Source organism: Deinococcus marmoris (genome assembly GCF_001949125.1).
In the GTDB taxonomy this organism is placed as follows: Bacteria; Deinococcota; Deinococci; order Deinococcales; family Deinococcaceae; genus Deinococcus; species Deinococcus marmoris_A.
The window spans coordinates 17,290-40,185 of record NZ_MSTI01000070.1 but is presented as its reverse complement, the minus strand read 5'-3'; the positions used below and the strand labels follow the sequence as shown (position 1 = coordinate 40,185).

The 22,896-nt window shown below is 62.5% G+C and carries 19 protein-coding genes; 4 read left to right on the top strand and 15 right to left on the bottom strand.

The annotated features are described in order from the left end of the window. Nucleotides 1-53: 53 nt before the first annotated feature. Complete coding sequence (aphA, locus tag BOO71_RS11065) at nt 54-776, top strand: acid phosphatase AphA (RefSeq protein WP_075832285.1); 723 nt, start codon at nt 54-56, stop codon at nt 774-776. Nucleotides 777-823: 47 nt separating this feature from the next. Here the strand turns inward: aphA and BOO71_RS11060 are convergent, their stop codons facing one another. Continuing rightward, nucleotides 824-1,948, bottom strand: a complete 1,125-nt coding sequence (locus tag BOO71_RS11060; RefSeq protein ID WP_075832299.1) for an erythromycin esterase family protein — start codon at nt 1,946-1,948, stop codon at nt 824-826. A gap of 722 nt (nt 1,949-2,670) precedes the next feature. Here BOO71_RS11060 and BOO71_RS11055 point away from each other — a divergent pair. Both BOO71_RS11055 and BOO71_RS11050 read left to right on the top strand, forming a co-directional pair. Continuing rightward, nucleotides 2,671-3,426, top strand: a complete 756-nt coding sequence (locus tag BOO71_RS11055; RefSeq protein WP_139322897.1) for an SRPBCC family protein — start codon at nt 2,671-2,673, stop codon at nt 3,424-3,426. Next, on the top strand, nt 3,423-4,601 hold the full coding sequence (locus BOO71_RS11050; protein WP_075832281.1) for a zinc-dependent alcohol dehydrogenase: 1,179 nt from the start codon (nt 3,423-3,425) through the stop codon (nt 4,599-4,601). Before BOO71_RS11055 ends, BOO71_RS11050 begins: the two co-directional genes overlap by 4 nt. Nucleotides 4,602-4,779: 178 nt before the next feature. Here BOO71_RS11050 and BOO71_RS11045 read toward each other — a convergent pair whose 3' ends face one another. The 14 genes from BOO71_RS11045 to BOO71_RS10975 form a co-directional block, all read right to left on the bottom strand. After that, entirely contained in the window at nt 4,780-6,093 is a 1,314-nt protein-coding gene (locus BOO71_RS11045; protein WP_075832279.1) for a beta-N-acetylglucosaminidase domain-containing protein, read from the bottom strand. Then, entirely contained in the window at nt 6,090-6,977 is an 888-nt protein-coding gene (locus BOO71_RS11040; protein ID WP_075832277.1) for an MOSC domain-containing protein, read from the bottom strand. Before BOO71_RS11040 ends, BOO71_RS11045 begins: the two co-directional genes overlap by 4 nt. Nucleotides 6,978-6,996: 19 nt before the next feature. Next, nucleotides 6,997-7,977 (bottom strand): N-acetylglucosamine kinase, encoded by a 981-nt coding sequence (locus BOO71_RS11035; RefSeq protein ID WP_083653352.1) that lies wholly within the window; start codon nt 7,975-7,977, stop codon nt 6,997-6,999. After that, a complete protein-coding gene (locus BOO71_RS11030) occupies nt 7,974-8,666 on the bottom strand; it encodes a glucosamine-6-phosphate deaminase (protein ID WP_075832295.1) in 693 nt (230 codons plus the stop codon). The genes BOO71_RS11035 and BOO71_RS11030 overlap by 4 nt, the downstream gene beginning before the upstream one ends. Continuing rightward, nucleotides 8,663-9,946 (bottom strand): family 4 glycosyl hydrolase, encoded by a 1,284-nt coding sequence (locus tag BOO71_RS11025; protein ID WP_075832275.1) that lies wholly within the window; start codon nt 9,944-9,946, stop codon nt 8,663-8,665. The genes BOO71_RS11030 and BOO71_RS11025 overlap by 4 nt, the downstream gene beginning before the upstream one ends. A gap of 29 nt (nt 9,947-9,975) precedes the next feature. Then, nucleotides 9,976-10,695, bottom strand: coding sequence for a class I SAM-dependent methyltransferase (locus BOO71_RS11020; protein ID WP_075832273.1), 720 nt, complete (start codon nt 10,693-10,695; stop codon nt 9,976-9,978). 30 nt (nt 10,696-10,725) lie between these two features. Continuing rightward, the gene (locus BOO71_RS11015; protein ID WP_254843127.1) at nt 10,726-11,775 is read right to left on the bottom strand and encodes an ABC transporter ATP-binding protein; all 1,050 of its coding nucleotides are present in this window, start codon (nt 11,773-11,775) and stop codon (nt 10,726-10,728) included. Continuing rightward, on the bottom strand, nt 11,744-13,738 hold the full coding sequence (locus BOO71_RS11010; protein ID WP_083653350.1) for a dipeptide/oligopeptide/nickel ABC transporter permease/ATP-binding protein: 1,995 nt from the start codon (nt 13,736-13,738) through the stop codon (nt 11,744-11,746). The genes BOO71_RS11015 and BOO71_RS11010 overlap by 32 nt, the downstream gene beginning before the upstream one ends. Further along, nucleotides 13,735-14,721, bottom strand: a complete 987-nt coding sequence (locus BOO71_RS11005) for an ABC transporter permease (protein ID WP_075832271.1) — start codon at nt 14,719-14,721, stop codon at nt 13,735-13,737. Before BOO71_RS11005 ends, BOO71_RS11010 begins: the two co-directional genes overlap by 4 nt. A gap of 137 nt (nt 14,722-14,858) precedes the next feature. After that, entirely contained in the window at nt 14,859-16,493 is a 1,635-nt protein-coding gene (locus BOO71_RS11000) for an ABC transporter substrate-binding protein (RefSeq protein ID WP_075832269.1), read from the bottom strand. A 107-nt stretch (nt 16,494-16,600) separates the two neighbouring features. Then, nucleotides 16,601-17,608, bottom strand: a complete 1,008-nt coding sequence (locus BOO71_RS10995) for a LacI family DNA-binding transcriptional regulator (protein WP_075832267.1) — start codon at nt 17,606-17,608, stop codon at nt 16,601-16,603. A gap of 216 nt (nt 17,609-17,824) precedes the next feature. Continuing rightward, nucleotides 17,825-18,031 (bottom strand): hypothetical protein, encoded by a 207-nt coding sequence (locus tag BOO71_RS29300; protein WP_139322896.1) that lies wholly within the window; start codon nt 18,029-18,031, stop codon nt 17,825-17,827. Nucleotides 18,032-18,308: 277 nt separating this feature from the next. Further along, the gene (locus BOO71_RS26960; RefSeq protein ID WP_139322895.1) at nt 18,309-18,692 is read right to left on the bottom strand and encodes a hypothetical protein; all 384 of its coding nucleotides are present in this window, start codon (nt 18,690-18,692) and stop codon (nt 18,309-18,311) included. Nucleotides 18,693-19,809: 1,117 nt separating this feature from the next. Next, nucleotides 19,810-20,253 carry a helix-turn-helix domain-containing protein gene (locus tag BOO71_RS10975; protein ID WP_075832263.1) on the bottom strand — a complete coding sequence of 148 codons (444 nt, stop codon included), beginning with the start codon at nt 20,251-20,253 and terminating at the stop codon, nt 19,810-19,812. A gap of 1,015 nt (nt 20,254-21,268) precedes the next feature. On the opposite strand from BOO71_RS10975, the gene BOO71_RS26955 reads away from it, so the two are divergent. After that, nucleotides 21,269-22,828: an endo alpha-1,4 polygalactosaminidase gene (locus tag BOO71_RS26955; RefSeq protein ID WP_175607427.1), complete on the top strand. Its 1,560-nt coding sequence runs from the start codon at nt 21,269-21,271 to the stop codon at nt 22,826-22,828. The last annotated feature ends 68 nt before the right edge of the window (nt 22,829-22,896 follow it).

Sequence of the window (22,896 nt, the reverse complement as noted above, 5' to 3'; positions counted from 1 at the left end):
GTCAGGAGAAGTCAGGAGAAGTCAGGAGAAGTCAGGAGAAGTACACTGCGGCCATGAAACGCCCCCTGTCGGCCCTGGCCTTCCTCGCCCTGAGCTTCGCTGGGGCGCAAACGGCTCCCGTACCCGTTCTGGCCCCCAACCCGGTCAACAAGGCCCTCAACATCAGCGGGCGCAGCCTGCAAATGCCCGAGAGCATCCGCTGGGTCACGGTGGACGAGATCCGTGCCAGTCTGCCGGACCGTCCCATCAATGTCAGCTTCGACATCGACGACACCGTGCTGTCGAGCAGCGGGTGCTTCTGGTGGGGGCAGCAGACCTTCTCGCCAGGCAGCACCGAGTACCTGCAAAAGCAGCTCTTCTGGGACGCCGTCAACGGCTGTGACCGCTTCTCCATTCCCAAGGACAGTGCCCGCGCCCTGATCAAGATGCATCAGGACCGGAATGACCAGATTTTCTTTATCACCGGGCGGACTGCGCCGCGCCAGATGGAGTTGCTGACGCCGCTGCTGGTCAAGACGTTTGGGACCAAGAACATGCACTTCGTCAACTTCGCGGGCGGCATTCCCCGCGAGACCAAGTACGACAAGACGCCGTTCATTCAGTCCCTGAAGATCGATCTGCATTACGGCGACGCGGACAGCGACATCACGGCGGCGATGGAAGCCGGACCACAGGTCCGCGCCATCCGCGTGATCCGCGCGGCCAATTCCACCAACCTGCCCATGCCTGCGGTGGGCAGCTTTAACGAGGAAGTGTTGCGCGACTCCGCCTGGTGAGCCGTCAGGCCAGTGTCTGAGGCGGACCTGTCCAGAGCGAGGCTCTGTCAAAGCCCTTTAATGGACTCCGCCAGCTCGGGAACAATCAGCACGCCATCGCGTTCGAGTCGTCCTGGAGTGGCGTACAGATATGCCCCATTGCGGCTTTGCCCTTCGTCAGCGTCCGGCAAGAGCAGAGCTGCACCCTCACCGCTGGTCATGGCGATGACGGCGTACGGCGTGTTCCGTCCGAGAAGCTGTGCCCCGGCAGGCCACCAGTCGGCGTTCATGGTGTCCATCCGAATCTGGCTGATCCCGCGCTCCAGGTGCGAGTTGTGGGCGAAGACCAGCGTGGGGCCGCGCTCCACTTCTCGTTCGGCGATGGCACTGAGATTGTCCGTCATCATCACCGCGCGCAGGGCCAGCATCTGCGAGATACGGTCTGGCGAAGGGGCGGCGAGGTTGGCGTGATATCGCAATAGGCCCTGGGCCGTCCGGGCATGCAACTGCGCTTCCCACAGATCAGGCTGCGCCCCGAGTCCAGGGCGCTGGGTTTCGAGAAACCCCAGCAGATCATCGGCCAGCGCCCGCAGGTGCCAGGCGTCCGGTGTGGCCCCGACAGACTGACTGGGGTCCAGCGCGGCGGCCTGATTCGTCCAGTGGGCGTCATCCCCGCAGAGTTGCTCCAGCGTGGCCCGGTCCACGGGCAGGTGGGAAAAGTACCGGGCCAAAAAGGTGTGCAGTGCGAGCAGGGACTGACGGGGGCTGGCCGCCCACATGTTCTCGATGGGCGGATCGAAGCCGTAGAACCGGATGCGGTCCAACTCGTTGCGTCCTGCGTTGAACTGACGCATCCAGACCACCAGTTCCCGGTTGGCCTGGACCCTTCCAAACCCGTGGCTGAAACTGCCGGTCATCACCTCATCCAGGCTGCCCTGGCCGGAAGCAAGATGGGCGTCTACCCGCAGGCCAGCGATGATGTCGCTCTCGATGGCGATGGACCGGAATCCTTGTGTTTCCACCAGGGTCTGGAAGATGCGGTTGCGCCAGAGAGGGAACATCTCGACGCCGTGGGTGGGTTCGCCCAGTCCCAGCAGCAACTGCGGCGCGTCAGGCAGGGCGGCAAGAAAGGCGGAGAGGGCAGCGGCAGGATCGGTCATGGGCCAACTGCTCTGGAAACGCTGATCTGGCATGGTGGACTCCTGGGCCAGAGGGCGCGCCCGCCATGGCCCCTTCAGCATTCCTGTGTCTCATGTGAGGACCCTGACGGAAAAGGGTTTATCGGACCTTCATCGGTGTTTCCAGTACACACCTTCGGCATCAGCCCGCCACCACATCTCAGGGAAGCTCTGGACGCGGCGGTCACGGCAGAAATCAGCAGCACTGATACGAATTCCGTTTGTAACGCGGCAGGAATCGGAACAGCGCCGATCCTTCCACGCCACGCCTGGAACCCGTTTTTCTCCTTCTCGCTCTCGTCGCGAACAGACTGTCGTCGTGAGATAGCACCCGTATGGGGCTACTCCTCCCCACGAGGACGCTGCTCCTCTGCGACGCAGCTCTGCGAGTCCCGCTCGGGTTTTCAGGTGTTTTCAGCACCTTCTCATCGGAGTCCGTATGAGGTTGTGGCCGGCCTGATCTCGGCCTATCTGCTCAAACCATCCGCTCTGAAAAAGCCATGGCGCAAGTTTCGGTTCCAGGTCCCATGCCGCCTGACCTCAACGACGCCAGAGCGGGTCAGCCCAAAGAAACTAGGAGTGCCAGGCGAAGTTCAGGGGTCTTGCCGTGAAAGCGTGCATCATACGGCGTTGGGCATTTCTTATCCGGCCCATTAGTTGGTAGGCCGGGGAACTTTTTGCTCAAGCTGCGCCCTTCCAAATAGGCGGATGCAAAACAGCAGCGTGGGTGAGCGGCCATGACCTCCAACTCCTCTCCAGGCGGGCGGCCCGTAACGCCGGAAAATCGGCAGAGTACCGGGGCAGCGATGCCAGGTGCGGAACGCGCGATGTTCGGTGTGGCCGGAGCTTTCCTGCTCACAGCGGGTCTGCGGGGGGGGTCCCCTTTCCAGAAGCTGGCTGTGACCGTGCTAGGCGCGGGATTGACGGCACTGGCGGTGATGGGACGCAGTCCTGTGGCCACCGCCCTCAAGATTCAGCAGAACGAGGACGGAGAAACGCTGGTGAGCGACGCCGTGACCATCGGGAAAAGTGCCGACGAGTTATACGCCATCTGGCGCAAGCTGGACAACCTGCCTCAGTTGATGAGACACCTGGAGCGGGTGGAGGTGCTGGACGAGCGCCGCTCGCGCTGGACCGTCAAAGCGCCAATGGGCTATTCCGGCGGCGAGGTGAGTTGGGAGGCTGAGCTGACCGCCGACGAGCCAGGACAGCGCATCGCGTGGCAATCGTTGCCGGGCGCGCAGATCGAGAACAGCGGCGAAGTGCTGTTCCGCCCGGCTCCCGGTGACCGGGGCACGGAAGTGGTGGTCCGACTGACGTATCGCCCGCCTTTGGGTTCTGCTGGGGCACTCGCCGCCCGCATTCTGGGCCAGGAGCCGTCTCAGCAGTTGCGCGACGACCTGATGCGCTTCAAGCGCGAACAGGAATTGGGCTATCACCCCACTACCGAAGGTCAGAGCAGTGGGCGAGCCAGTAAGGGAGGCAAAGCATGAAGGCCATCATCTGGCAGGGCACCAACCATGTGGGCGTCGAAACAGTCCCGGACCCCACGCTGCTGCTCCCCACCGACGCCATCGTGCGCGTGACTTCCACCGCCATCTGTGGCTCGGACCTGCATTTGCTCGACGGTTACATCCCCAGCATGGAACGGGGCGACATCCTGGGTCACGAGTTTATGGGTGAGGTGGTGGAAGTCGGCTCAGACGTGAAAAAGGTGCGGGTAGGCGAGCGGGTGATCATGCCCTTCAATCTGGCCTGCGGGGTCTGCGATCCTTGCCAACGCGGGATGTTCAGTGCCTGCGACAACTCCAACCCCAACCACCGCATGGCCGAGGCACTGTACGGGGCCACCAGCGCCAGCGGACTGTTCGGGTACTCGCACCTGTTCGGCGGCTACGCGGGTGGTCAGGCCCAGTTCGTGCGGGTGCCGTTTGCCGACGTGAGTTGCTTTGCCATCGAGTCCGATCTGCGTGATGATCAGGTGCTGTTCCTGACTGATATTTTCCCCACGGGGTATCAGGCCGCCGAGAACTGCGGCATCATGCCGGGCCGTGACGTGGTGGCGGTCTTCGGGGCCGGGCCAGTGGGTCAGTTTGCCCTGCGCAGCGCGCAGATGCTGGGGGCCGCCGAGGTGATCGTGGTGGACCGCGTGCCCGAACGTCTGCGTCTGGCCGAGGCAGCGGGCGCACGAACGATCAATTACGAGGAAACGGACGTGCTGGTGGCCCTCCGCGAGGCGACGGGTGGGCGTGGCCCCGATCACGTCATCGATGCGGTGGGTCTGGAGGCGCACGGACACGGCCCCGGCGCGCTGCTGGACACGGCTGAGCAAAAGCTGCGACTTTCCTTTGACCGGATCACCGCCCTGCGCTGGGCGATCCTGAGCTGTGCCAAGGGCGGTACGGTCAGCATGCCAGGGGTGTACGGCGGCCTGGTAGACAAACTGCCGCTGGGGGCCGCCTTCAGCAAGGGGCTGACCCTCAAGATGGGCCAGACGCACACGCACCGCTATGTGCGCCCGCTGCTGGGGCGCATTCAGGAGGGCGAGATCGACCCCAGTTTCGTGATTACGCACCGCGCGCCACTCTCGAAAGGGCCGGAGCTGTACAAGACCTTCCGCGAGAAGCACGACGGCTGTATCAAGGTGGTCCTCGACCCCTGGGCATGAGCCGCCGCGCCAGCATGCCTGATGCGGATTCTGTCTGTTTCGTCAACAAATCAGGAAAGCTCCGGTTCGTTCACTCCACGCCCGGAACCCGTCCTTCTCGCATCCGCTCGGATTTCATCGTTTTTGCAAACCATTCAATCGGAGTCCGTATCACCTGAACTCTCCAGGCAAATCGGCTTCAGCGCTGCCTTTCATCCTGCTTGGGGAAAGCAATGTCTTCCCATCCCAGTGCCATCAGGCGGTCAGCGAGGCTGCCCCGATACCGGAACTCTGCCGGATCATCCTCACCGCGCTGCGTCGCTGCAACCAGCAGCCGGTTCAGCTCTTCCAACACGTCTGCCAGGTACGGGTGCAGATCGAACAGCAGATCGCGGTTGGTCCCTGCTTCCAGCGCGCGGAGTACGGCCATGATCCGGTGCTGGGCCGTTCGCAGTTCGTCCACCAGCGCTGCACCCTCTGCCTCGCCTGATTGTGGGTCCATCAGGTGTTCCGCCGCCTCCAATACCCGCCTGGCCTGTGGCCCCAGCTCACCCGGCAGGTACAGCATGTGGGCCACCAGGCGCAGGTCATCCAGCGTGACCGGGTGCGTGGGGGCGTCACCAAATTCCGGCAGCCAGGCTTCCAGGGCGCGGTCCAGTGAAGCCGCTGGCGTCCAGTCCGGCGCGGCCCTGGCGTACTCGGCCAGGCTCGCCAGTCCCGGCGTGTTCAACTCCAGTTGATTGTTGGGGTTGCTGAGCATGCCCGCCACCTGTTCGCGCAGGTCCAGCGGACGGCCTGCGTAAGGCCCCAGGTGGGCGCGGTGCAGGGTGAAGTCGTTGGCGTGCAGGTTGTCCCAGAGCAGCGCCGGACGGCCCAGAGCGGCATTGACCTCCAGCACGCTCTGGACGCTGATTTCGGTCGAGATGACCTGCGGCCCCGTCCACAGGATCTCGGCGCTGGCGCGCAGGCCCTCGCCCAGCGCCCGCAGGTAGGGCGACGCAGCCACGCTGGGCTGCGCCCGTTCGCCACAGTATTCGGTAGGACACAGCAGCATCAGGCCTGCCTGCCCCTCTGGCCACAGCGCGTCCATCACGTGGTGGGTGGCCGCCACCTGTTCGCGGGCCTGGACGGCGCGGTCTGCGGCATATGGAATATCGTCGAACAACAGGGCGTAATGCTGTGCGCCCAGTTCCTGCACGCTGGTAAATTTCTCTGCCAGGGCGCGGCGGTCTCCAGCATCGTTCCAGTCGAGGTCCAGGCCAGGAGCCAGCGCGTACACGAACTGAATACCGTGCTGCTGGGCGTCTTCAATCAGCGTCTGGAGCGCCTCGGCCTCTGCTTGCGGGTACAGCTCGCGCCATTTCTGACGGTGCCAGCGGTCATCCTTGGGGGCATACAGGTAGGTGTTCATGCCCCAGGCGGCCATGCGCCCGAACAGGCGTCCGCGCTGGGCCGGGGTCCAGGGCCGGCCATAAAAACCCTCGATGACGCCCAGGATAGGCACGGCATTCATACGTACACCGGATTGACCGTATTGGCCACCTCAACGATTTCCACGGCGTCCCCCACCTGGAGTCGGCCCATCCGCTGATCGTGGGGCGCGTCCTGCACCAGATGCTGCCCGAAGACGGCGGCCTGTCCGTGACGGCGCACCCGCGCCAGTGTCCGCAACGTTTCGGCCCCGCGTGTTCCATCGGGCAGGACGTTCAGGATGACGCAGCGGGCGCAGCTTTCTACCACTTCAAAGGCCACGTTGCCCACGCGGATACGCCGCCAGAAGTCCTCGCCGTATGCCGCGCCGCCGCTGATCACCAGATTGGGGCGGAACTCGGCATGGGAGACTGGGCGTGTCAGTGAAGCGTTGAAGGCCGCCAGCGATTCCTCGGAGATCAGGTGGAAGGGGTTGCCGTCCACGAAGCTCAGCAGTGAGCCGAAGGGCTTGTACTCCGGCTGCCAGCGCTGCGCGTCGTCGGGCAGGTAGACCAGGTCAAAAGTGCCGTCCAGAAACGCGCTGATCCATGCTGTCGCCTCCACCGAAACGGTCACGCCGCTCAGGGGATCGCCCCACATGTCCACCGCGCGCCGGTTCCCCAGCGGCTGCCACGGCACAGCCAGGGCAGGCATTCCGGGGGCGGTCACGTGCAGGCCGTCACCGTTCAGCGTCACCTCAATCCGCCGCATACTGGAAAATTCGCGCTGGGTCACGGGCCGCCCCGCCGCGTCCACCACCATCCAACGGCGGTCATGCGTCAGCCCGCGCGGGCCGATCTCGGCCTGCTGAAGGGGAACGCTGCCCGCTGATTTGATGGGATAGATGTACAGGGCGCTGAGGGTCACGGGGTTGGAAGTCGGGTCATTGGCCGTCGGGTCATTGGAAGCTGGGTCAGAGTTGGGCATGGTCTCCTTGTCGTTTTGCTCAGGTTAGAAAGAGCGCTTCGTCCGGGCAGGTCTGTTCCAGCCGCTGGAACACGGCTTCATCGGTGGTCACGCCCGCCCCTTCGAGCGCCAGCAGCAGCGCGCCGAACACGGGTTCGTGGTGGCTGGCCTGCCAGCGGACGTGTGGATGTTCCCCCTGCACCTGTGCCAGCAGGGCTTCGCGCAGGACGGGCGACTTGTGCCGCATCACCCCGCCCGAAGTGGTCAGCAGGTAATCGCCCACCAGCCCGACTTTGCGTGCGGCGGCCAGTGCGTAATCGCCCAGAGACGCGCCATGACTCTGCACGATGTGGAGGCTGATGGAATCCCCCGCGTCGGCCTGATCGAGCAACACGCGGGCCAGGCGGCCCAGATGGGGTGCCAGACGGCGGCCCCGGCGGGTCAGTGAGTGCAGCAATGCCCCGACATCCGGGCAGCCGAAATGGGCCAGCACAGGGGCGGTCAGGCCCGTGGGCGGATCGATGCCCAGTTCGGCGCGGTACACGGCGCGCAGGGCATATTCGGCCAGTTGTGTGGCCCCCTCCGGCTCCTGCCAGTAGCTGCTGTGCCAGATCTCGCCCTGCGGTGAACGCGCCGCGATGCCCGCGCTGGTGCCGCAGACCACGGTGACGCCCGTGCCCGCCAGCGAACCAGCCCGCAGCGCGCCCACGGCGTCATTGACCACCGACGCCTGTTCGGCCCACTTCCAGCGGCGCAGTTCGGCCTCCAGTACGTCGAAATCCTCAGGCCAGTCGGCCCCGGCGGCGCTGAGGGTCAAAGCTCTCAGAGGAGCGTCCCCCAGCCCCGCACTCGCCCTGGCCCGCGCGACAGCGGTTTCCAGTGCCGCCAACGCGCGGGCAGGCTGCACGTAGATGTTGCTGCGCCCGGCCCGCCCCCAGCCCAGCACCTGACCCGACAGATCGGCAACCAGCGCGATGGTCTTGGTGTTTCCAGCGTCGATGCCCAGCACCAGCTCGCTCATCCCCAGGCCGCCCCGTCCGCGATCACGGTCAATGCTGTGCGTCTCAGAAGAGAGGCGGGAACATCCGGGGTTTGCGGCCCTTCCAGCGCGGTGTGCAGGATGTCCCGCTTGTGCGCGCCGCTCACCAGCAGCAGCGCCTGGCGGGCCGCCAGAATCACGTCCATGCCCGCCGTGATCGCTCCCGCTGGCACGGCCAGATCTCCCCAGTAAACCGCGTTGCTTTCCAGACTCGCGGGCGTCAGCTCCAGCGTGCGCGTCGGCGCGCCCGGCGGGCTGGGCGGTTCGTTGAAGCCCAGGTGTCCGTTTGGCCCCAGCCCCAGAATCGCCAGATCGAGTCCGCCCAGATCGGCCACCGCCGCTGCAAACTGCGCCGGGGATTCCAGCCGCACCGTGCGCATGATCCTCAGCGGTTCCACGAACGAGCGCCGCATCCAGCCCCATAGGCTGCGCGGATCGTCGTCGGAGACGCCCAGGTATTCGTCCAGTTGCACGGCGGTGACGCGGCTGAAATCCACCGTACCTGCCGTCACCCGCCGTGCCAATTCCGCGTAGGTGGGCATGGGCGTGTTGCCCGTCGCCACCAGGATGCTGAGACTGGGGTTCACCCTGACCTGCTCCGAGATCAAGTCGGCGGCGGCCTGGGCCAGTCCCTCTGCATCCGGCTGAATGTTCAGCGTGACCCCACTCACCACAGCCGCTCCGGCAGGTGCTGGGCATGGGCGCGGGCCAGCTCCTCATACAGCGTCTGCGCCAGCGGCAGCGTCCGCACCAGGGGATTGCTGGTCAACGCCTGCACGGCCTGTCTGCGCGTGCCGTCCCAGGCGGCGTCGGCGGCCAGTTGCTGGTATTCGGCCAGCGCCGAGAGCAGCCCACGCACCGACTCTGGCACCCGGTAGCCGGCAATGGGCCGCACGCCCTGGCGGTTGACCAGACACGGCACCTCCACCACCTGCGAGTCGGGGAAATCGGCAATCGCGCCGTGATTCACCACGTTCGTCGGCCAGATTTCATTCCTGTCGTTGAACACCGCGTCCATCACGTCCACCGCCACTTCCAGCTCGAAGATGCCGCCGCGTGACAGCTCCGGCTCCAGCGTCGGATTCGGGGCGTCCAGTTGCTCGCGGTAGTGCTGCCAGTAGCTCGGCACGTCGGCCAGGATGTCCTGCGCGCGGGTGGTGGGCCTGGCGCTCAACTCGGCCAGCATCTCGCGCTCGAAGTAGTAGTACTTCATATAGGAGGCGGGCAGGCTGCCCATCGTGACCGCCAGCTCCACCCAGCGCCGGGTCCAGTCGTCTTCAAGGCCATCTTCCAGCTTCTGCGCCAGCACCGGAATCATCGGCTGGCCGCCGTATTCCGCCTCCGCACTCCAGCAGGCGTGGTTGAGGCCCAGCATCACGGCGCGCACCCTGGCGGGATCAAGCCCGGCCAGTTCAGCGAGTTCGCCGGGAAACACGATTGGCCCCTCGCACAGCGACACCACTTTAATTTCAGAGTGATCGGCCACCGCCTGCGCCACGATGTTGACGGGGTTGGTGTAATTGAACAGGGTGGCGTCCGGGCAGACCGCTTCCATGTCTTCCACCAGACCGCGCGCCACATGAATCGCCCGCAGCGCCATGAAAAAGCCGCCTGCCCCCTGCGTTTCCTGGCCGAGAGCGCCGTGACTGAGGGGAATGCGCTCATCCTGATACCGCGCCTCGAAACCACCGGGCCGGTAGCTGGACAGCACGCCGTCGCAGCCCTCCAGCGCCGCTTTTCTGTCGGTGGTGGCGCTGATCTTGAGGTCTGCGCCCTGGGCTGCGGCCATCTTGCGCGACAGGCGGCAGACCAGATCGAGCTTTTCTGAATCAATGTCCTGCAAGACGATTTCCGAACCGGCGAAGTTGGCAGCCTGGCGAATGAACGAGGCGACGGTGCCGGGCGCGCGCGTGCTGCCGCCGCCGATGTAGGCGAGTTTGACCTGGGCCATAGAAACGTCCTTGGGGAAGCGAGATGCTTTTACAGAGGGCGGCGAAACAATGAGGCGCTGAGAAAAGCAAACGTGAACGCGGGTTCGGACAAAATCTGGAGCGGGCGCAGCGGGCGGCTGTCCAGCGGTTCCAGATCGGCAAAAATCTCCCGTAGATCATCCGCGCTGTACCCAATTCCCCCTTCGAGTTTGCCCTGCTTGAGCAGCGCCAGATCATCCACGTCGCTGCCCATTTTTCCCGCCGCGAAGGTACAGATGCCGAACAGACCGCCGGGTTTCAGACAGGCCATCAATGCGTGAAGGTAAGACAATCTGCGGTGCGGCGGGAGATGGTGGAAGCAGCCGGAATCGTAGACGAGATCGAATGGCCCGCCTGGGACAGCTTCGCGGAGGAAGTCGCTTTCAAGAAATGTTGCCTCCGTTGCGGTGGTGCGGGTCCTGGCCTGAACAATGGCAAAGGCAGAGATGTCCACGCCTATCGTCTGGTAGCCCTGACGCGCCAGCCAGCGGGTGTTGCGCCCCAGCCCGCAGCCGATGTCCAGCGCCGTGAGGCCCTCGCCGTCCGGCAGCAGGCCAGCCGCGTGCCAGTCCAGCAGATTGACATCCGGCAAGTCGGAGTTGAGGGGATGATCCGGGCGGGTAAAAATCTGTTCCCAGGGATCGACGTTCTGGCGTCTGGTTAAGTCCGAGCCGCCCTCGAACAGACCGTCCAGCACGTCCAGAAGCTGTTCCACAGTGGCAACACGCATAGGATCAGTTTCCCTCTGAAAAATTGAGATTCAAACGCCCACCAGTCCCTGTTTCCGCGCCGTGATCGCCGGGTCGTGTAAAATGCAGCGCGCCGTATGTCCGCCGCCCACGTCATACATCCTCGGCAAGCCGTCCCTGCATTCGGGCATGGCGTGGGGGCAGCGCGGCTCGAAGGGACAGCCGGGCGGCAGGGTTTTCAGGTCCGGCACCTCGCCGCGCGCCTCGATTTCCTCCGGCACCAGCCCCGCGTCCGGCTTGGGAGCGGCACTCTTGAGCAGTTGGGTGTAGGGGTGCTGCGGACGGTCAATGACCTCCACAGCGGGGCCGATTTCCACCAGCGTTCCAGCGTACAGCACGGCCACCCGGTCCGACATGTAGCGCGCCCCGGCCAGATCGTGCGTGATAAACAGCATGCTCAACCCTTCCTGATCCTTCAGGTCCAGCATCAGGTTCATCACGTCCAGGCGGATGCTCACGTCCAGTGCGGAGGTCGGCTCGTCGGCCAGGATCAGTTCCGGGCGGGCGGCCAGGGCACGGGCGATGCCGACGCGCTGGCGCTGGCCGCCCGACAGCTCGAAGGGGCGTTTGGCGATGTATGTGGCGGCGGGCGACAGCCCCACACGTTCCAGCAGCGAACTGACCTGCGCGTCGGTGTTGCCCTGTGCCAGTTTGTGAATCTTGAGCGGTCTGGACAGCGTGTAGCGCACCGGATGCAACGGATTGAGGCTGGCATACGGATCCTGAAAGATCATCTGGACGTGCTTGCGAAACTTCCGCAACGCCGCGCCGCCCAGCCGATTGGGCACCGGCTGACCGCCCAGGCGAATCTCGCCCGCCGTGGGCGTGTATAGGTGTGCGATCAACCGGGCAATCGTACTCTTGCCGCTGCCCGATTCGCCCACCAGTCCCAGCACCTCGCCGCGCGCGATGGCAAAGGACACATCGTTGACGGCCACCACCCCGCCCGCCTTGCCCCGCGTGCCAAAGACTTTGCGGAGGCCCACGATTTCCAGCGTGTTCGGAGTGGCCGACAAAGAGGTCTGGACGTTAGTTGGGTCTGGCGCTGCGGGCTGGCTCACGGCTCACCTCCCCAGCATTGATTTGACTGTCCCGAATGGCGTTTTCCTTCAGGGTGGGGGAGACAGTGGGATCGTACAGAAAGCACGCCGCCGTCTGGTTCTCGGCCACTGGAAAAGTTTGAAGGGGTTTGACGTCACATACGCCCGGCATCCGCTTGGTGCAGCGCTCGAAGAAGGGGCAGCCGACGATTTCAGCACTCAGGGACGGCGGCTTGCCGGGAATGCCGCTGCGGCGCGTCCTGGGGCCGGTCATCGGCGGAAACGAGTTCATCAATTGCTGGGTATAGGGGTGCGCGGGCTGAGCGTAGAGCTGGTGCGCGGGGGCCTGTTCCACCACTTCCCCGGCGTACATGATCGCCACGCGGTCACTCATCTCCACCAGCAACGACAGGTCATGCGTAATGAACACGATGCTGATGCCCAGGCGGCGGCGCACGGCGTTGATCTCCTGCAAGATCTGGCGCTGCACCACCACGTCCAGCGCGGTGGTCGGCTCGTCCATCACGATCAGCTTGGGTTCCAATGCCAGGGCGATGGCAATCACCACCCGCTGCTTCATCCCGCCGGAAAGTTGATGCGGGTAGGCGTCCAGATACGAGGTCTGAATACCCACCAGATCGAACAACTCGCGGGCGCGGGCGTCCAGCCTGGCTTTGTCGGTGACGCCGTGGGCCTGCATGGCGTCGTAGACCTGCTCGCGGATTTTCAGCACCGGGTTCAGCACGCTCATGGACGCCTGGAACACGATGCTGAATTCCTTCCAGCGCACCTGCCGCAAGGCTTCGGGCGAGAGGGCCAGCAGATCATGTTCGGCCAGCCGCACCGAGCCGCCCAGCACCGCGCCGGGGGGATCGAGCAACCGCGTGGCCGCAAAGGCCAGCGTGCTTTTGCCGCAGCCCGATTCCCCGGCCAGACCCAGCAGTTCGCCGGGCATCACTTCCAGCGTCACGTCTCGGACGGCCCGCACGGTTCCGGTGGGCGTCACGTAGCCGACGTTCAGATTGTCGATGGCGAGCAGGGCGTCACTTGCCGCAGAAGTCGAAGCGGCGGTGGGCAATGTGCGCTTCGGCATCTTTAGCCCGCCCCGGCCCAGCTTGGGGTTGCTGATCTCGTCCACGGCGAAGTTCAGCAGCGCAAAGGACGTGCCCAGCAGCGCGATGCTCAGGCCCGGCAGCGCCACCCACCACCACGCACCCTGAAGCAGCGCGCCCTTGGCCTGCGCCCAGTACAGCATGGTGCCCCAGGTCACCAGCGACACGTCACCCACGCCGATAAACGACAGGCCCGCCTCCGACAGAACGGCGTACAGCGCCGCGCCGAAGAAGTTGGCGGCGATCAATCCCGCCATGTTGGGCAGCATCTCCACGAAGATGATGCGGGCTGGCCCCTCGCCCGCCACCGTCGCCGCCGCGATGAAATCGCGTTCGCGCAGCGCCAGCGCCTGCGAGCGCAGCACCCGCGCTCCGAAGGCCCAGCCCGTCAGGCCGATCACCAGAATGACGGGCCACACCCCACCGCCCCGGATAAAGGCGGCGGCCACGATGATCAGGGGCAGTCCCGGCAGCACCAGAAACACGTTGATCAGCGTGTTGATGGCCTCGTCCACCTTTCCGCCAAAGTAGGCGGCGGCCAGGCCGAAGGTGACGCTTAAAAAAGTGGCGATGAGTCCCGCCGCGAAGCCCACCAGCAGCGTCAGGCGCGCGCCGTACAGGAACTGCGAGAAGATGTCCTGGCCCAGCGCTGTGGTGCCCAGCGGGTGCTGCGCCGAGAAACCCAGGAAGGCGTCGAATTCAAGGGAGCTGGGGTTGTACGGCGTCAGCACCGGGGCCAGCAGTGCCAGCAGCACGAACAAGCCCAGCAGGCCCGCCCCCGCCACGCTGCGCGGATTGCGAAAGAAGCGGCCCAGCGAGGTGTTTTTCCAGGCAGGGCGAGACGTGGCTGCCGCCGGAATCACGGCGGTCATGCGCGGCCCTCCCGGATGCGTGGATCGAGAATCACGTTGATCAGATCCACCAGCAGATTTGCCACCAGCACCGCCAGCGCAATGAAGAAGAACAGCGCCTGCATCAGCGGGTAATCCAGATTTGTGACCGACTGGTACAGGTAATACCCCAGCCCCGGATAGGAGAAGACGATTTCCGTGAGAATTGAGCCGCCCACCACGAAGCCCAGCGACATTCCGAAGGCGGTGAAGCTGGGCAGCAGGGCGTTGCGCAGCACATACCGGTTGACGATCCGGCGTTCACTCAGGCCCTTGGCACGGGCAAAGGCCAGGTAATCCTCGCTGGCGACGCTGATCACGTTGTTCCGCATGGTGATCAGCCAGCCGCCCACCGACGTGACCAGGATGGTCAGCACCGGCAAAACGGCGTGCCGCGCCAGCGAAGCCCACCAACTGGCGCTGAAGGCGTCTCCCGGGAACGGATCGAGCGCGCCGCTCAGCGGAAACCACTTGAGCTGAAACGCCAGGACGTACAGCAGCAGCAGCCCGAACCAGAAGTACGGCATCGAGTTCAGGAACAGCGCCACCGGCACCACCGCGTCGGCCCCAGCCTTTCCGCGCTGCCAGCCGCTGTAGAGGCCCAGCGCACTGCCGATCAGGAATGACAGGATGGTAGTGATCCCCACCAGCCCCAGCGTGTACGGCAGCGCCCTCATCACCACGTCGATCACGGGCGTGGGAAACAGGCTGATCGAGCGCCCGAAATCCCCGCTCACCAGATTGCCCAGGTAGGTGAAGTACTGCGAGATCGGACTGCCCAGATCGTTCAGGCCGTAGGCGATTTTCAGCGCGTCCACCGCCGAGGGGTCAAGTCGCCCCTGGTACTTGGCGAGCATCACGCTGACTGGATCGCCCGGCACCAGGCGCGGCAAAATGAAATTGAGGGTGGCGGCCACCCACAACGTAAAAATAAAAATGCCCAGCTTTCTGAGCAGATAGGACATGGGAGCCTCCTCTGGTTGAGGGTGAAGGGCGCAACGTCGGGCCTGAAGTTCTAAACGCTGGAGTTGAGAAATGAGGGCGGGCGGTGGGCGCAAGGAAGGTCTTCTCCCCACGGCCCACAACCCACCCCCAGACTCCATTACTTGGGCTTGACGTTCAGGAACATCAGCCGCGCCCCGGCGGTGTCGTCGGGCGAGGCGTCGTTGTAGGGGTTCTCGGCGCTGGGAAAGCCGGTAAACTTGCTGGTGTTGAACAGCCCGAAGTTCACGCGGTCCGTCAGCGGCACCCACGGCTGGTCTTTCATCACGGTGGTGACGATGGTATCGATGGCCTTTTGCTGGGTGGCCTCGTCGCTGGTGGTGCTGAAGGTCTTGAGCGCCTTGGTGATGGCCGGGTTGGTGTAGCGCGCCAGGTTGCTGGGGGCCGTCTTGCCCACCGGGGCGGAAAAGTCCGGGTTAAAGGCGGCGTTGAAGGTGTAGTACGGCGTCGAGCCGTTGCCCCAGCCCCAGGAAATGCCCATGTCGTAGCTGCCGGTCTGGAGGCCGCCGGAATAACTGCCCCACGCCTGCTGGTCAATGCTGGTGCTGATGCCCACCTTCTTGAGGTTGTTGCTGACCACCTGCGCCATGGTAATAAAGTCCGTCCAGCCCGCGCCCACCAGGATCTTGAAGCTGGGCAGCGCCTTGCCGTCCTTGCCCAGGCGGGTGCCGCTGCTGTCTTTCTTGTAGCCAGCGGCGGTCAGTGCCTTGTCGGCTGCCGTGACGTCGAAGGTGGCTTTGGCGGCCTTGGAGAGCCACTCTTTTTGCTGGCCGGGGAAGATGGCGGCGGGGTTGGCGGCGGGAACTGCGCCCGCATAGGCTTTCTGGGCCACTTCTTTGGTGTCGATGGCCTGCGCGACGGCCTTGCGGAACGCGGCGTCCTTGAATGGCCCCTTGACCGTGTTGAAGTACAAGAAATTGATGTTGTTGGTGGGCCACCAGTAGCTGGCGTCTGCACTCTTGGCCGCGTAGGCTTTGGGATCGGGAATGCCGATATAGCCGTAGTCCGCTTCGCCGCTCAGAAGCTTGAGCTGCGCCGCGTCGTTGGTGCTGGTGGCCAGCCACACGACGGCGTCCACCGCAGGCTTGCCCGCCATCCAGTAGTTGGGGTTCTTCAGCACCCGCAGCGCCTGCTGGCTGTAGCTCTCGGCCATGAACGGCCCGGTGCCCACCGGCTTGGTGTTGGTAAAGGTGCTGGGGTCCTTCACGTCTTTCCACAGATGTTCGGGCACCATCGGGGTTGCGGCGATGTACTGGAAGATCGGGGTGTTGGGGGTGGCAAAGGTGAAGACCAGTGTGCTGGCGTTGCTGGCCTTGACACTGCTCAGGCCGCTTTTCCAGATGCCGCTGGTGTCCAGCGCCGGATTTGCTTTGAGGTAATTGAAGCTGAAGGCGGCGTCGCTGGCGCTGAACGCCTGGCCGTCCGTGAACTTGACATTCGGGCGGGTGGTGACGGTCAGCGTTTTGTTGTCCTTGCTCCAGGCGTATTTGGTGCCCAGCACGGGGGTGACCTTGCCGTTGATCGAGTTGACGAAGAACAGGCTCTCGTAGATGGCCGAGTTGGTAGGCAGCAGGTGCTGATCGCCGGGGATAAAGGGGTTGTAGTTCTCCGCGCCCCACTGGGTATCGCGCACCACCGTGAACACGGTCTTGGGGTTCTGCGCGAGTGCGGCGCTGCTCAGGGCGGCGGTCACGATCAGGGAGAGAGACAGGAGCATTTTAACTTTGCTGTGCATGGATGGTTCCTCCAGGGACACGGGGGCGTGCGAACAACGGGCGGCTTCAGACAGGCAGTGGGTGAAAAGGCAGTGTGGAGGCGGGACGGCAGGGGAGCGGGTGGATGTCAGGGTGGTCCGGTGGACTCACGGCGCACCAGTTCGGGAGAGAAGACCACCGACTCGGCGCTGTGGCCTCCAATCAGACGCAGGGACAGTTCCGCCGCTGCCGCGCCCATCGCGTAGGCGGGTTGCCGGATGCTGGTCAGGCGCGGATACAGCAGCGAGGCGAGCGCGGCGTCGTCGAAACCGATCACCGCCACCTCTCCCGGAACCCGCAGACCGCGCATGTGCAGGGCGCGCAGGACTCCGGCTGCCATCAAATCACCTGCCACAAAAACAGCGTCCAGTACGGAGGATTTCTCTAGCAAATCGTCGGCAGCCTGGGTTCCCGACAGCTCGGAATAGTCGCCCTGGGCGCGGCGGTAATCCAGACCTGCCCGGCTCAGCTCGCCGGCGAAACCGTGCTGGCGCTCGCTGCTTTCCCGGCCCGGCGCGCCGATGTAAGCCAGGTGCCGACGTCCCAGGCGCAGGAATTCACGGGCCGCCAGACGTCCGCCTGCCGCATTGTCCAGTTCCACGCGGTAAGGCAGACCAGAGTGTTCCGGCGAGATGTGAACCCAGTTCATGCCGCGTGGTGCAGGCAGGGCCACGTCTGATTGCGTGTTGATGACGACGCCGCCGTCCACCGCGTGCCGGAGTACTTTCTGCGCCGCCGTGAGTTCGCTGACCGCGTCGTCGTGGCTGGACGCCAGCAGCATGCTCATGCCCCGGTGGCCCAGCACGTCCTCAATGCCGCCGATCATCTGGCCGTACAGCGGAAAAGATACGTTCGGCACGATCAGTCCCAGCAGTTCGCTGCGGCCCCGCACCAGGTTGCGGCCCAGCGAACTCGGCTCGTACCCCAGCGCTGCGGCCTGCTCCAGCACCCGCTGTTGCGTGTCCGGGCGCACCGAGGCGGCGTCGTTGAACACCCGTGACACCGTGGCGATGGATACGCCCGATAGCCGCGCCACCTCGCGGATACCCGCGCTGCGCACCAGGGGGAGAACGGAGCTGTGTGTGGTTTCAGGCATAGGTCCTCTGGACTTGGCGGCGACACCCTGGCGGACTCACAAAGACAAACTGAGAGCGCTCGTTCATAACCGTGATGCGGTATGCGCTGTCTCAGACGTCAAAACGATCTGAGACTTTTCTCGGGTGCCGGCAGTTGAAAACGTTACATTGTGGACAGATTCAAGTTAAGCGGACGGAGCAGGAATGTCAAGCGAAAGTGAACAAATCCACCCCGTTCAGGGCCTGGGGAGATTGTGGGCAATGACGGCCAGGGCGACGCGCAGGCGCAACGAAGCCAACGTTTGAGTCTGGACAAACCGTATCCCCTCGGCAACAAGCTGAGAAAACACCATTGCCATACGTTCGCGGAATTTTGGCTGGCGGTCTGGGCGCCATCCAGTGTCGTATCGCGAATTGGATTTGAGCGGATAGATGTCGCCCAAACAGCAGTCCCCCTTGTCCTACACGATTTTCGGCCCGTCGAAGTTGGGCCAGCGTCGATGGAGTTCATAGCCCACTGTGGTGTCGTGCGAATGGGCCGATCTGGTCAAATCCTGCGCGCCCTCGCTGTCCTCCCGCACCCATGCGTGAAGCTTGGATTCGAAAGACTGCCCTTGCGTGCCGGAACCCCACCTGGCCCCTAGAAAGTGACAGCGTCAAGTCCGTTTGGGATGGCAGACAGCGAAGGGCATGGAGCCGATCACCACCTCAGCGCAGTGTCTAGAGGGCGCACGGAAAACAAGCTGCCAGCCAAGTTTGAGGAGGGTCAAGAGTACACTTCCGCCGACTCGGTGGCTCAGGGTCAGGCCCCGTCTGGAGCGTCAGGCGCGTGAAAATCGCCTGACGTGCATGATGGACCACCTGGAGACCGATCTTGAGATGGCGCAGCGCCCGCCGCTGCATCATCTCCATGCCTTCAGACACGAGGAGCAAGGTTGCCACTGACAGCACCAGAATCAGACGCTCCAGACTGGCAGCGTCGTGCAGTCGGGAATCTTCCAACCTGAACAGACCACTTTTCTCGTCCAGGAAGTCTCCCTCAATCTGGAAGCGCGCACCGTAGTCGGCAAAGGTTTCCACGCTCGTCTGTTCGTTGCTGACCATCTGGCACTCCTCTGAGCCGTCCGCCGGACGAGGAGAGTGATACGAACGGGACCAAAATGCCTGCGGATTGGGGTGACGTTGTGGAAGTGGGACGTTTCTCTGGGCGAGAGTCGCACGTCACCCACCTTGCAAAGCCACTGACCATTGGGGTCCGCCAGAATCAGGCTGAGCTCGATCCGAATACGGTAGTGCCAGTTGAAGATCCAGAGCCAGGCCATCAGGTCTGTACCGCAGAACCATCGATCCGCCAGCAGACAGACCTCATGGATGCCCACGAAATCCGGTAGACCCTTCGCGCAGGGGACGGGTGACGAGCGGACTGTAGATGCTAGTGGGGAGGGTGGCTGGAGAATCCAGCCGCCGCCGAACGCGGCGTTCGCTGCTTTGTGCGGACGTGTCATAGGAGTGGATGGAGGCGAGGCAGGCGGGGATGGAGCTGCGCTGGGAAAGAAGCAGTCCAGTGACCATCCAGGCAAAAGTTTAGGCGTTGCGGATGTCGTTCCACACACCCTGCTGGATGTGGGCGAGGACGGCTTGAAGGAGTCGAAGTGCGTCTCAGGCGACATTTTCGGTCTTTACAACCAGAGAGTGTTCCCTACCGGGGACGCTTTCTCATACTTTCTGTTGGGCCGTCAGGGTGATGGCCTCAACAGTGGCGGAGACGATATCGCTAGATATTATCTCGCTTTTTATCGTCTGGGCACAGAGAAATCTACCTTGGCTCAGGGCTTGGACGGGGTGCCGTGAAGTTGCGGTAGCTCCAGTTGCAGAGTGGACTGGGATGAAAGATATGAAAATGAAGGCCACGAAAGGTAGCTCAAATTACGTCAGAAGTTTTGTGGTCATTGATGAGCAGATATTGACCAATGAGCGAACTCGAGAAGTACAGCTCAAGCGAGATAAACCGCTAGCAATATTATGCAAGAACAAGAATCTTATTTTTAGCTAAAAACATAAGCGTTCCAGACGCAGTTTTCCGAACTCAACTGTGGTTTGAAAAAATTGTATTCATTACAACCAGAACTCATAAGCATTGTTCTGGCTGACGAAAATCTTGGAATTTGTATGACTTTTATGCCGCTCAGCAGATACATTTTGAGAAACTGTCGGGACCGAATCAGTCACGCCCGCGCGATGTCTTCTGACGTCGCAACCGATACAAGCTGGCAGCGCTCAGGCGCAGACCAGTACGTTCTGCAAGATGGTCAGCGAGACGGCGGCCAGTCCAGTTGGAAAAGGGAAGGCCCAATTCGTTGGGACTCTGGCTCATTGCGGCAAAGAATTCTTCTAGATAGTTGGTGGTGGCTTTACGCGGTGCACCAGATTTTGGCGCATCGTAAAGGCCATTGATTCCATCTGCCAAATAGCGGTTTAGCCAACGACGCACAGTTTCCTCATGATAACGGACAATTTGCGCAATCTCGGGAATACTTTGTCCCTGGTCGGCGGCGAGCAATATACAAAGTGCCCGCACACGCACTCGCCCATCCTCAGCTTTGCGGTAAAGCGTCTCAAGTTCAAGCCGCTGATTATGACTAAGTGGCGGCATTTGCAGTGGCATAAATCACCTCTTTACTGAGCAGTTCCCAAATTTAAATTGTCTGTTCTATTCTTTAAATTTGGAAGTTAATCTTTTGAAGCGCGGCCCTTGCTTTACGAACTACTCCTATTGATAGCGAGATCAGCGTTCAAGACGATGAACGATGGCCTGCGGGCATAGGACGATTTTACTATTCTCTGGCTTTCCTCCATTCCTCTATATGACGAAAGCTCAGTATCTCAATACATCGCACCTTTTTCTATTTCACCAATCCAATCACGCCTATCTCATGTAGCTAAATCAATCTGACGGCCACTCTGGAACTTGCCTACCAGAAGAGGTTTTTTACTGATGATGCAGGTACAATCTCTGAGACTGACGCATACTTTCTAGTCCCTGGACCCAACTCCAATACCTGACCTGCTCCGATGAGCAGGGTGGGCGGCGGCTCGCTTGATGATATCCGGCCGATTTTCTGCAGAACTTTTGATTCGTCCTGTGTATTGACTCAGAGGTGTCGGAGAGTTAGGCGTTCCCGCTCATCGGCGCGTCATGTCACTCAGAACAGCATCCATATATTCATCGGCGTTGCGGTCACCGCACAGCCGGTAGATCCGGTCCGTCCAAGTCCGCTTGCTGTTCATCAGCTTTCGCATTTCCTGCCGATCTTTACAGACGCCATGTCTATAAAGAACTTTTTCGCACATTATTTTTTTTATAGTGATGGTCTGGTTAGAATTGATTCTCTAAGTTATTCGTAAGTTCAGAGGTAGCGGTGGCTTTGCCTCCCCGAACGCCCGCCTCAATGCGGATTCTCGTGCTGGACTTTCAGCATTAGAACCTGATGATCTTCACTCTCCGAAACACTTCTTTTGAAGTGCCTGTCTTGTTTGCTGTCTTGATTGCTCTCGCAGCATATGTCCTCAGCTCCAAAAGTCGAATGATCTTTAACTATTCAGGACCAGCAGCACCCTTCCTGAACCTGAATCGATCAAGTCACCCGCCCCCCCCAACGTCTTCACAGAGGAAAACCACCATGTCTCACTCCCCCCGTTCTGCCCTGTCCCTGACCGCTCTCGCCCTGACCCTGACTCTGGCTGCCTGCTCGCAACAGACCGCTGCGCCCCAGTCCCAGGCCGACCAACAGGACGGCAGTCAGTTCGTCTATGACGGGACGGACCACTCCTGGGTTTCTCCCGACAACGGTCTGGTAGGGATGGAGGCCGAGGTGGCCAGGATGAAGGCGCTGACGATCAACACCGGCAACAACATGCTGAGCGGCGAGGCGTGGACGGCGGCCACCAGCGGATACGGACCGATCGAGCGCAACATGAGCAACGGTGAATCCGGGGCCAGAGACGGGCGCATGATGGCCGTGAACGGCAAGAGGTACGACAGCGGGTTTGGGGTGCATGCCAATTCCTCGATGACTTTCAATCTGGGCGGCAAATGCAAGCGCTTTATCAGCGACGTGGGCATCGATGATGAGGTGGGCAACCAGGGCAGCGTGGTGTTCCAGGTGTTTGCCGATGGCGTCAAGGTGTTCGACAGTGGCCGGATGACTGGCGCGGACGCGGCCAAAACCGTCAACGTGGACGTTTCGGGCCGCCGGAAACTGAAGCTGGTGGTGGGCGACGCTGGGGACAACAACTATTACGACCATGCCGACTGGGCTGGGGCTGTCCTGACAGACTGTGAAATCTCGGGTACCCCCACTCCGCCCGCGCCCACTCCGCCCGCGCCCACTCCGCCCGCGCCCACTCCGCCCGCGCCCACTCCACCCGCGCCCACTCCACCCGCACCCAATCCTGTTGTCGGCACCGGCAACTTTAAGCTGCCCCCTGCGGGCAAGGTTGCCTGGGACTGGCAGATTGGAGCGTCCACTGACAGCGCGATCAAGGTAGCAGCCGACGTCAAGCTGATTGATCTCGACGGCTTTACAGTGTCGGCAGCCAAGGTCGCGGAGCTGAAGCGGCAAGGTCTTTATACGGTCTGTTACATTGATGCGGGCAGCTACGAACCTGGCCGCCCGGACTCGGCCCGCTATCCTGACTATCTCAAGATTCAGCAGGACCCCGACTGGCCCGCAGAATATTTTCTGGATGTCACGGACGTCTTCAAGCCTAACTCGGTGCTGGCCAGTATCCTGATTGACCGCATGAAGATGTGCAAGAGCAAGGGCTTCGACGCGCTGGAGCCAGATAACCTGCAAAATGATGAAAATGTACGTGGTGGCCGCATTACCACCCAGCAGCAGATCGACTTCAATGGCTGGATCGCCGATCAGGCGCATGGGCAAGGATTGGCCGTCTTCCAGAAGAATGGCCCGGACAAGATTCTGCTCAGGGACCGCACGGGCAAGATGATGGTCGACAAATTCGACGGCATCCTGAACGAGGAATGCCAGCAATTCGGGGAATGCGGCCCGCTTGCCGAATACGTCAAACGCGGCAAGCTCGCCCTGAACGTCGAATACAGCCGCAATAAAGCTTTGGACTGCAACCTGATGGCCCAGCTTGGTGTCAACGCACTCAAGAAGGATCTGAGTCTGGTCGGATCAACCATGGGCAGCTACCTGCGTGAAACCTGCAACTGATCTGAATTCCATTTGATTCCCGCGCAGCGCTCCTGACCGCGCGGGAATTGTTGCAGACGCTTCCCCCT

Excerpts from the sequence above, each read along its gene's own strand:
- BOO71_RS11055 (WP_139322897.1), top strand. The coding sequence starts at position 2,671 with ATGACCTCCAACTCCTCTCCAGGCGGGCGGCCCGTAACGCCGGAAAAT.
- BOO71_RS11050 (WP_075832281.1), top strand. The coding sequence starts at position 3,423 with ATGAAGGCCATCATCTGGCAGGGCACCAACCATGTGGGCGTCGAAACA.
- BOO71_RS10995 (WP_075832267.1), bottom strand. The coding sequence starts at position 17,608 with ATGCCTGAAACCACACACAGCTCCGTTCTCCCCCTGGTGCGCAGCGCG.
- BOO71_RS11020 (WP_075832273.1), bottom strand. The coding sequence starts at position 10,695 with ATGCGTGTTGCCACTGTGGAACAGCTTCTGGACGTGCTGGACGGTCTG.
- BOO71_RS11040 (WP_075832277.1), bottom strand. The coding sequence starts at position 6,977 with ATGCCCAACTCTGACCCAGCTTCCAATGACCCGACGGCCAATGACCCG.
- aphA (WP_075832285.1), top strand. The coding sequence starts at position 54 with ATGAAACGCCCCCTGTCGGCCCTGGCCTTCCTCGCCCTGAGCTTCGCT.
- BOO71_RS11010 (WP_083653350.1), bottom strand. The coding sequence starts at position 13,738 with ATGACCGCCGTGATTCCGGCGGCAGCCACGTCTCGCCCTGCCTGGAAA.
- BOO71_RS26955 (WP_175607427.1), top strand. The coding sequence starts at position 21,269 with ATGTCTCACTCCCCCCGTTCTGCCCTGTCCCTGACCGCTCTCGCCCTG.
- BOO71_RS11000 (WP_075832269.1), bottom strand. The coding sequence starts at position 16,493 with ATGCACAGCAAAGTTAAAATGCTCCTGTCTCTCTCCCTGATCGTGACC.
- BOO71_RS11045 (WP_075832279.1), bottom strand. The coding sequence starts at position 6,093 with ATGAATGCCGTGCCTATCCTGGGCGTCATCGAGGGTTTTTATGGCCGG.
- BOO71_RS11025 (WP_075832275.1), bottom strand. The coding sequence starts at position 9,946 with ATGGCCCAGGTCAAACTCGCCTACATCGGCGGCGGCAGCACGCGCGCG.
- BOO71_RS11035 (WP_083653352.1), bottom strand. The coding sequence starts at position 7,977 with ATGAGCGAGCTGGTGCTGGGCATCGACGCTGGAAACACCAAGACCATC.
- BOO71_RS26960 (WP_139322895.1), bottom strand. The coding sequence starts at position 18,692 with ATGGTCAGCAACGAACAGACGAGCGTGGAAACCTTTGCCGACTACGGT.
- BOO71_RS10975 (WP_075832263.1), bottom strand. The coding sequence starts at position 20,253 with ATGCCACTGCAAATGCCGCCACTTAGTCATAATCAGCGGCTTGAACTT.
- BOO71_RS11005 (WP_075832271.1), bottom strand. The coding sequence starts at position 14,721 with ATGTCCTATCTGCTCAGAAAGCTGGGCATTTTTATTTTTACGTTGTGG.
- BOO71_RS11060 (WP_075832299.1), bottom strand. The coding sequence starts at position 1,948 with ATGCCAGATCAGCGTTTCCAGAGCAGTTGGCCCATGACCGATCCTGCC.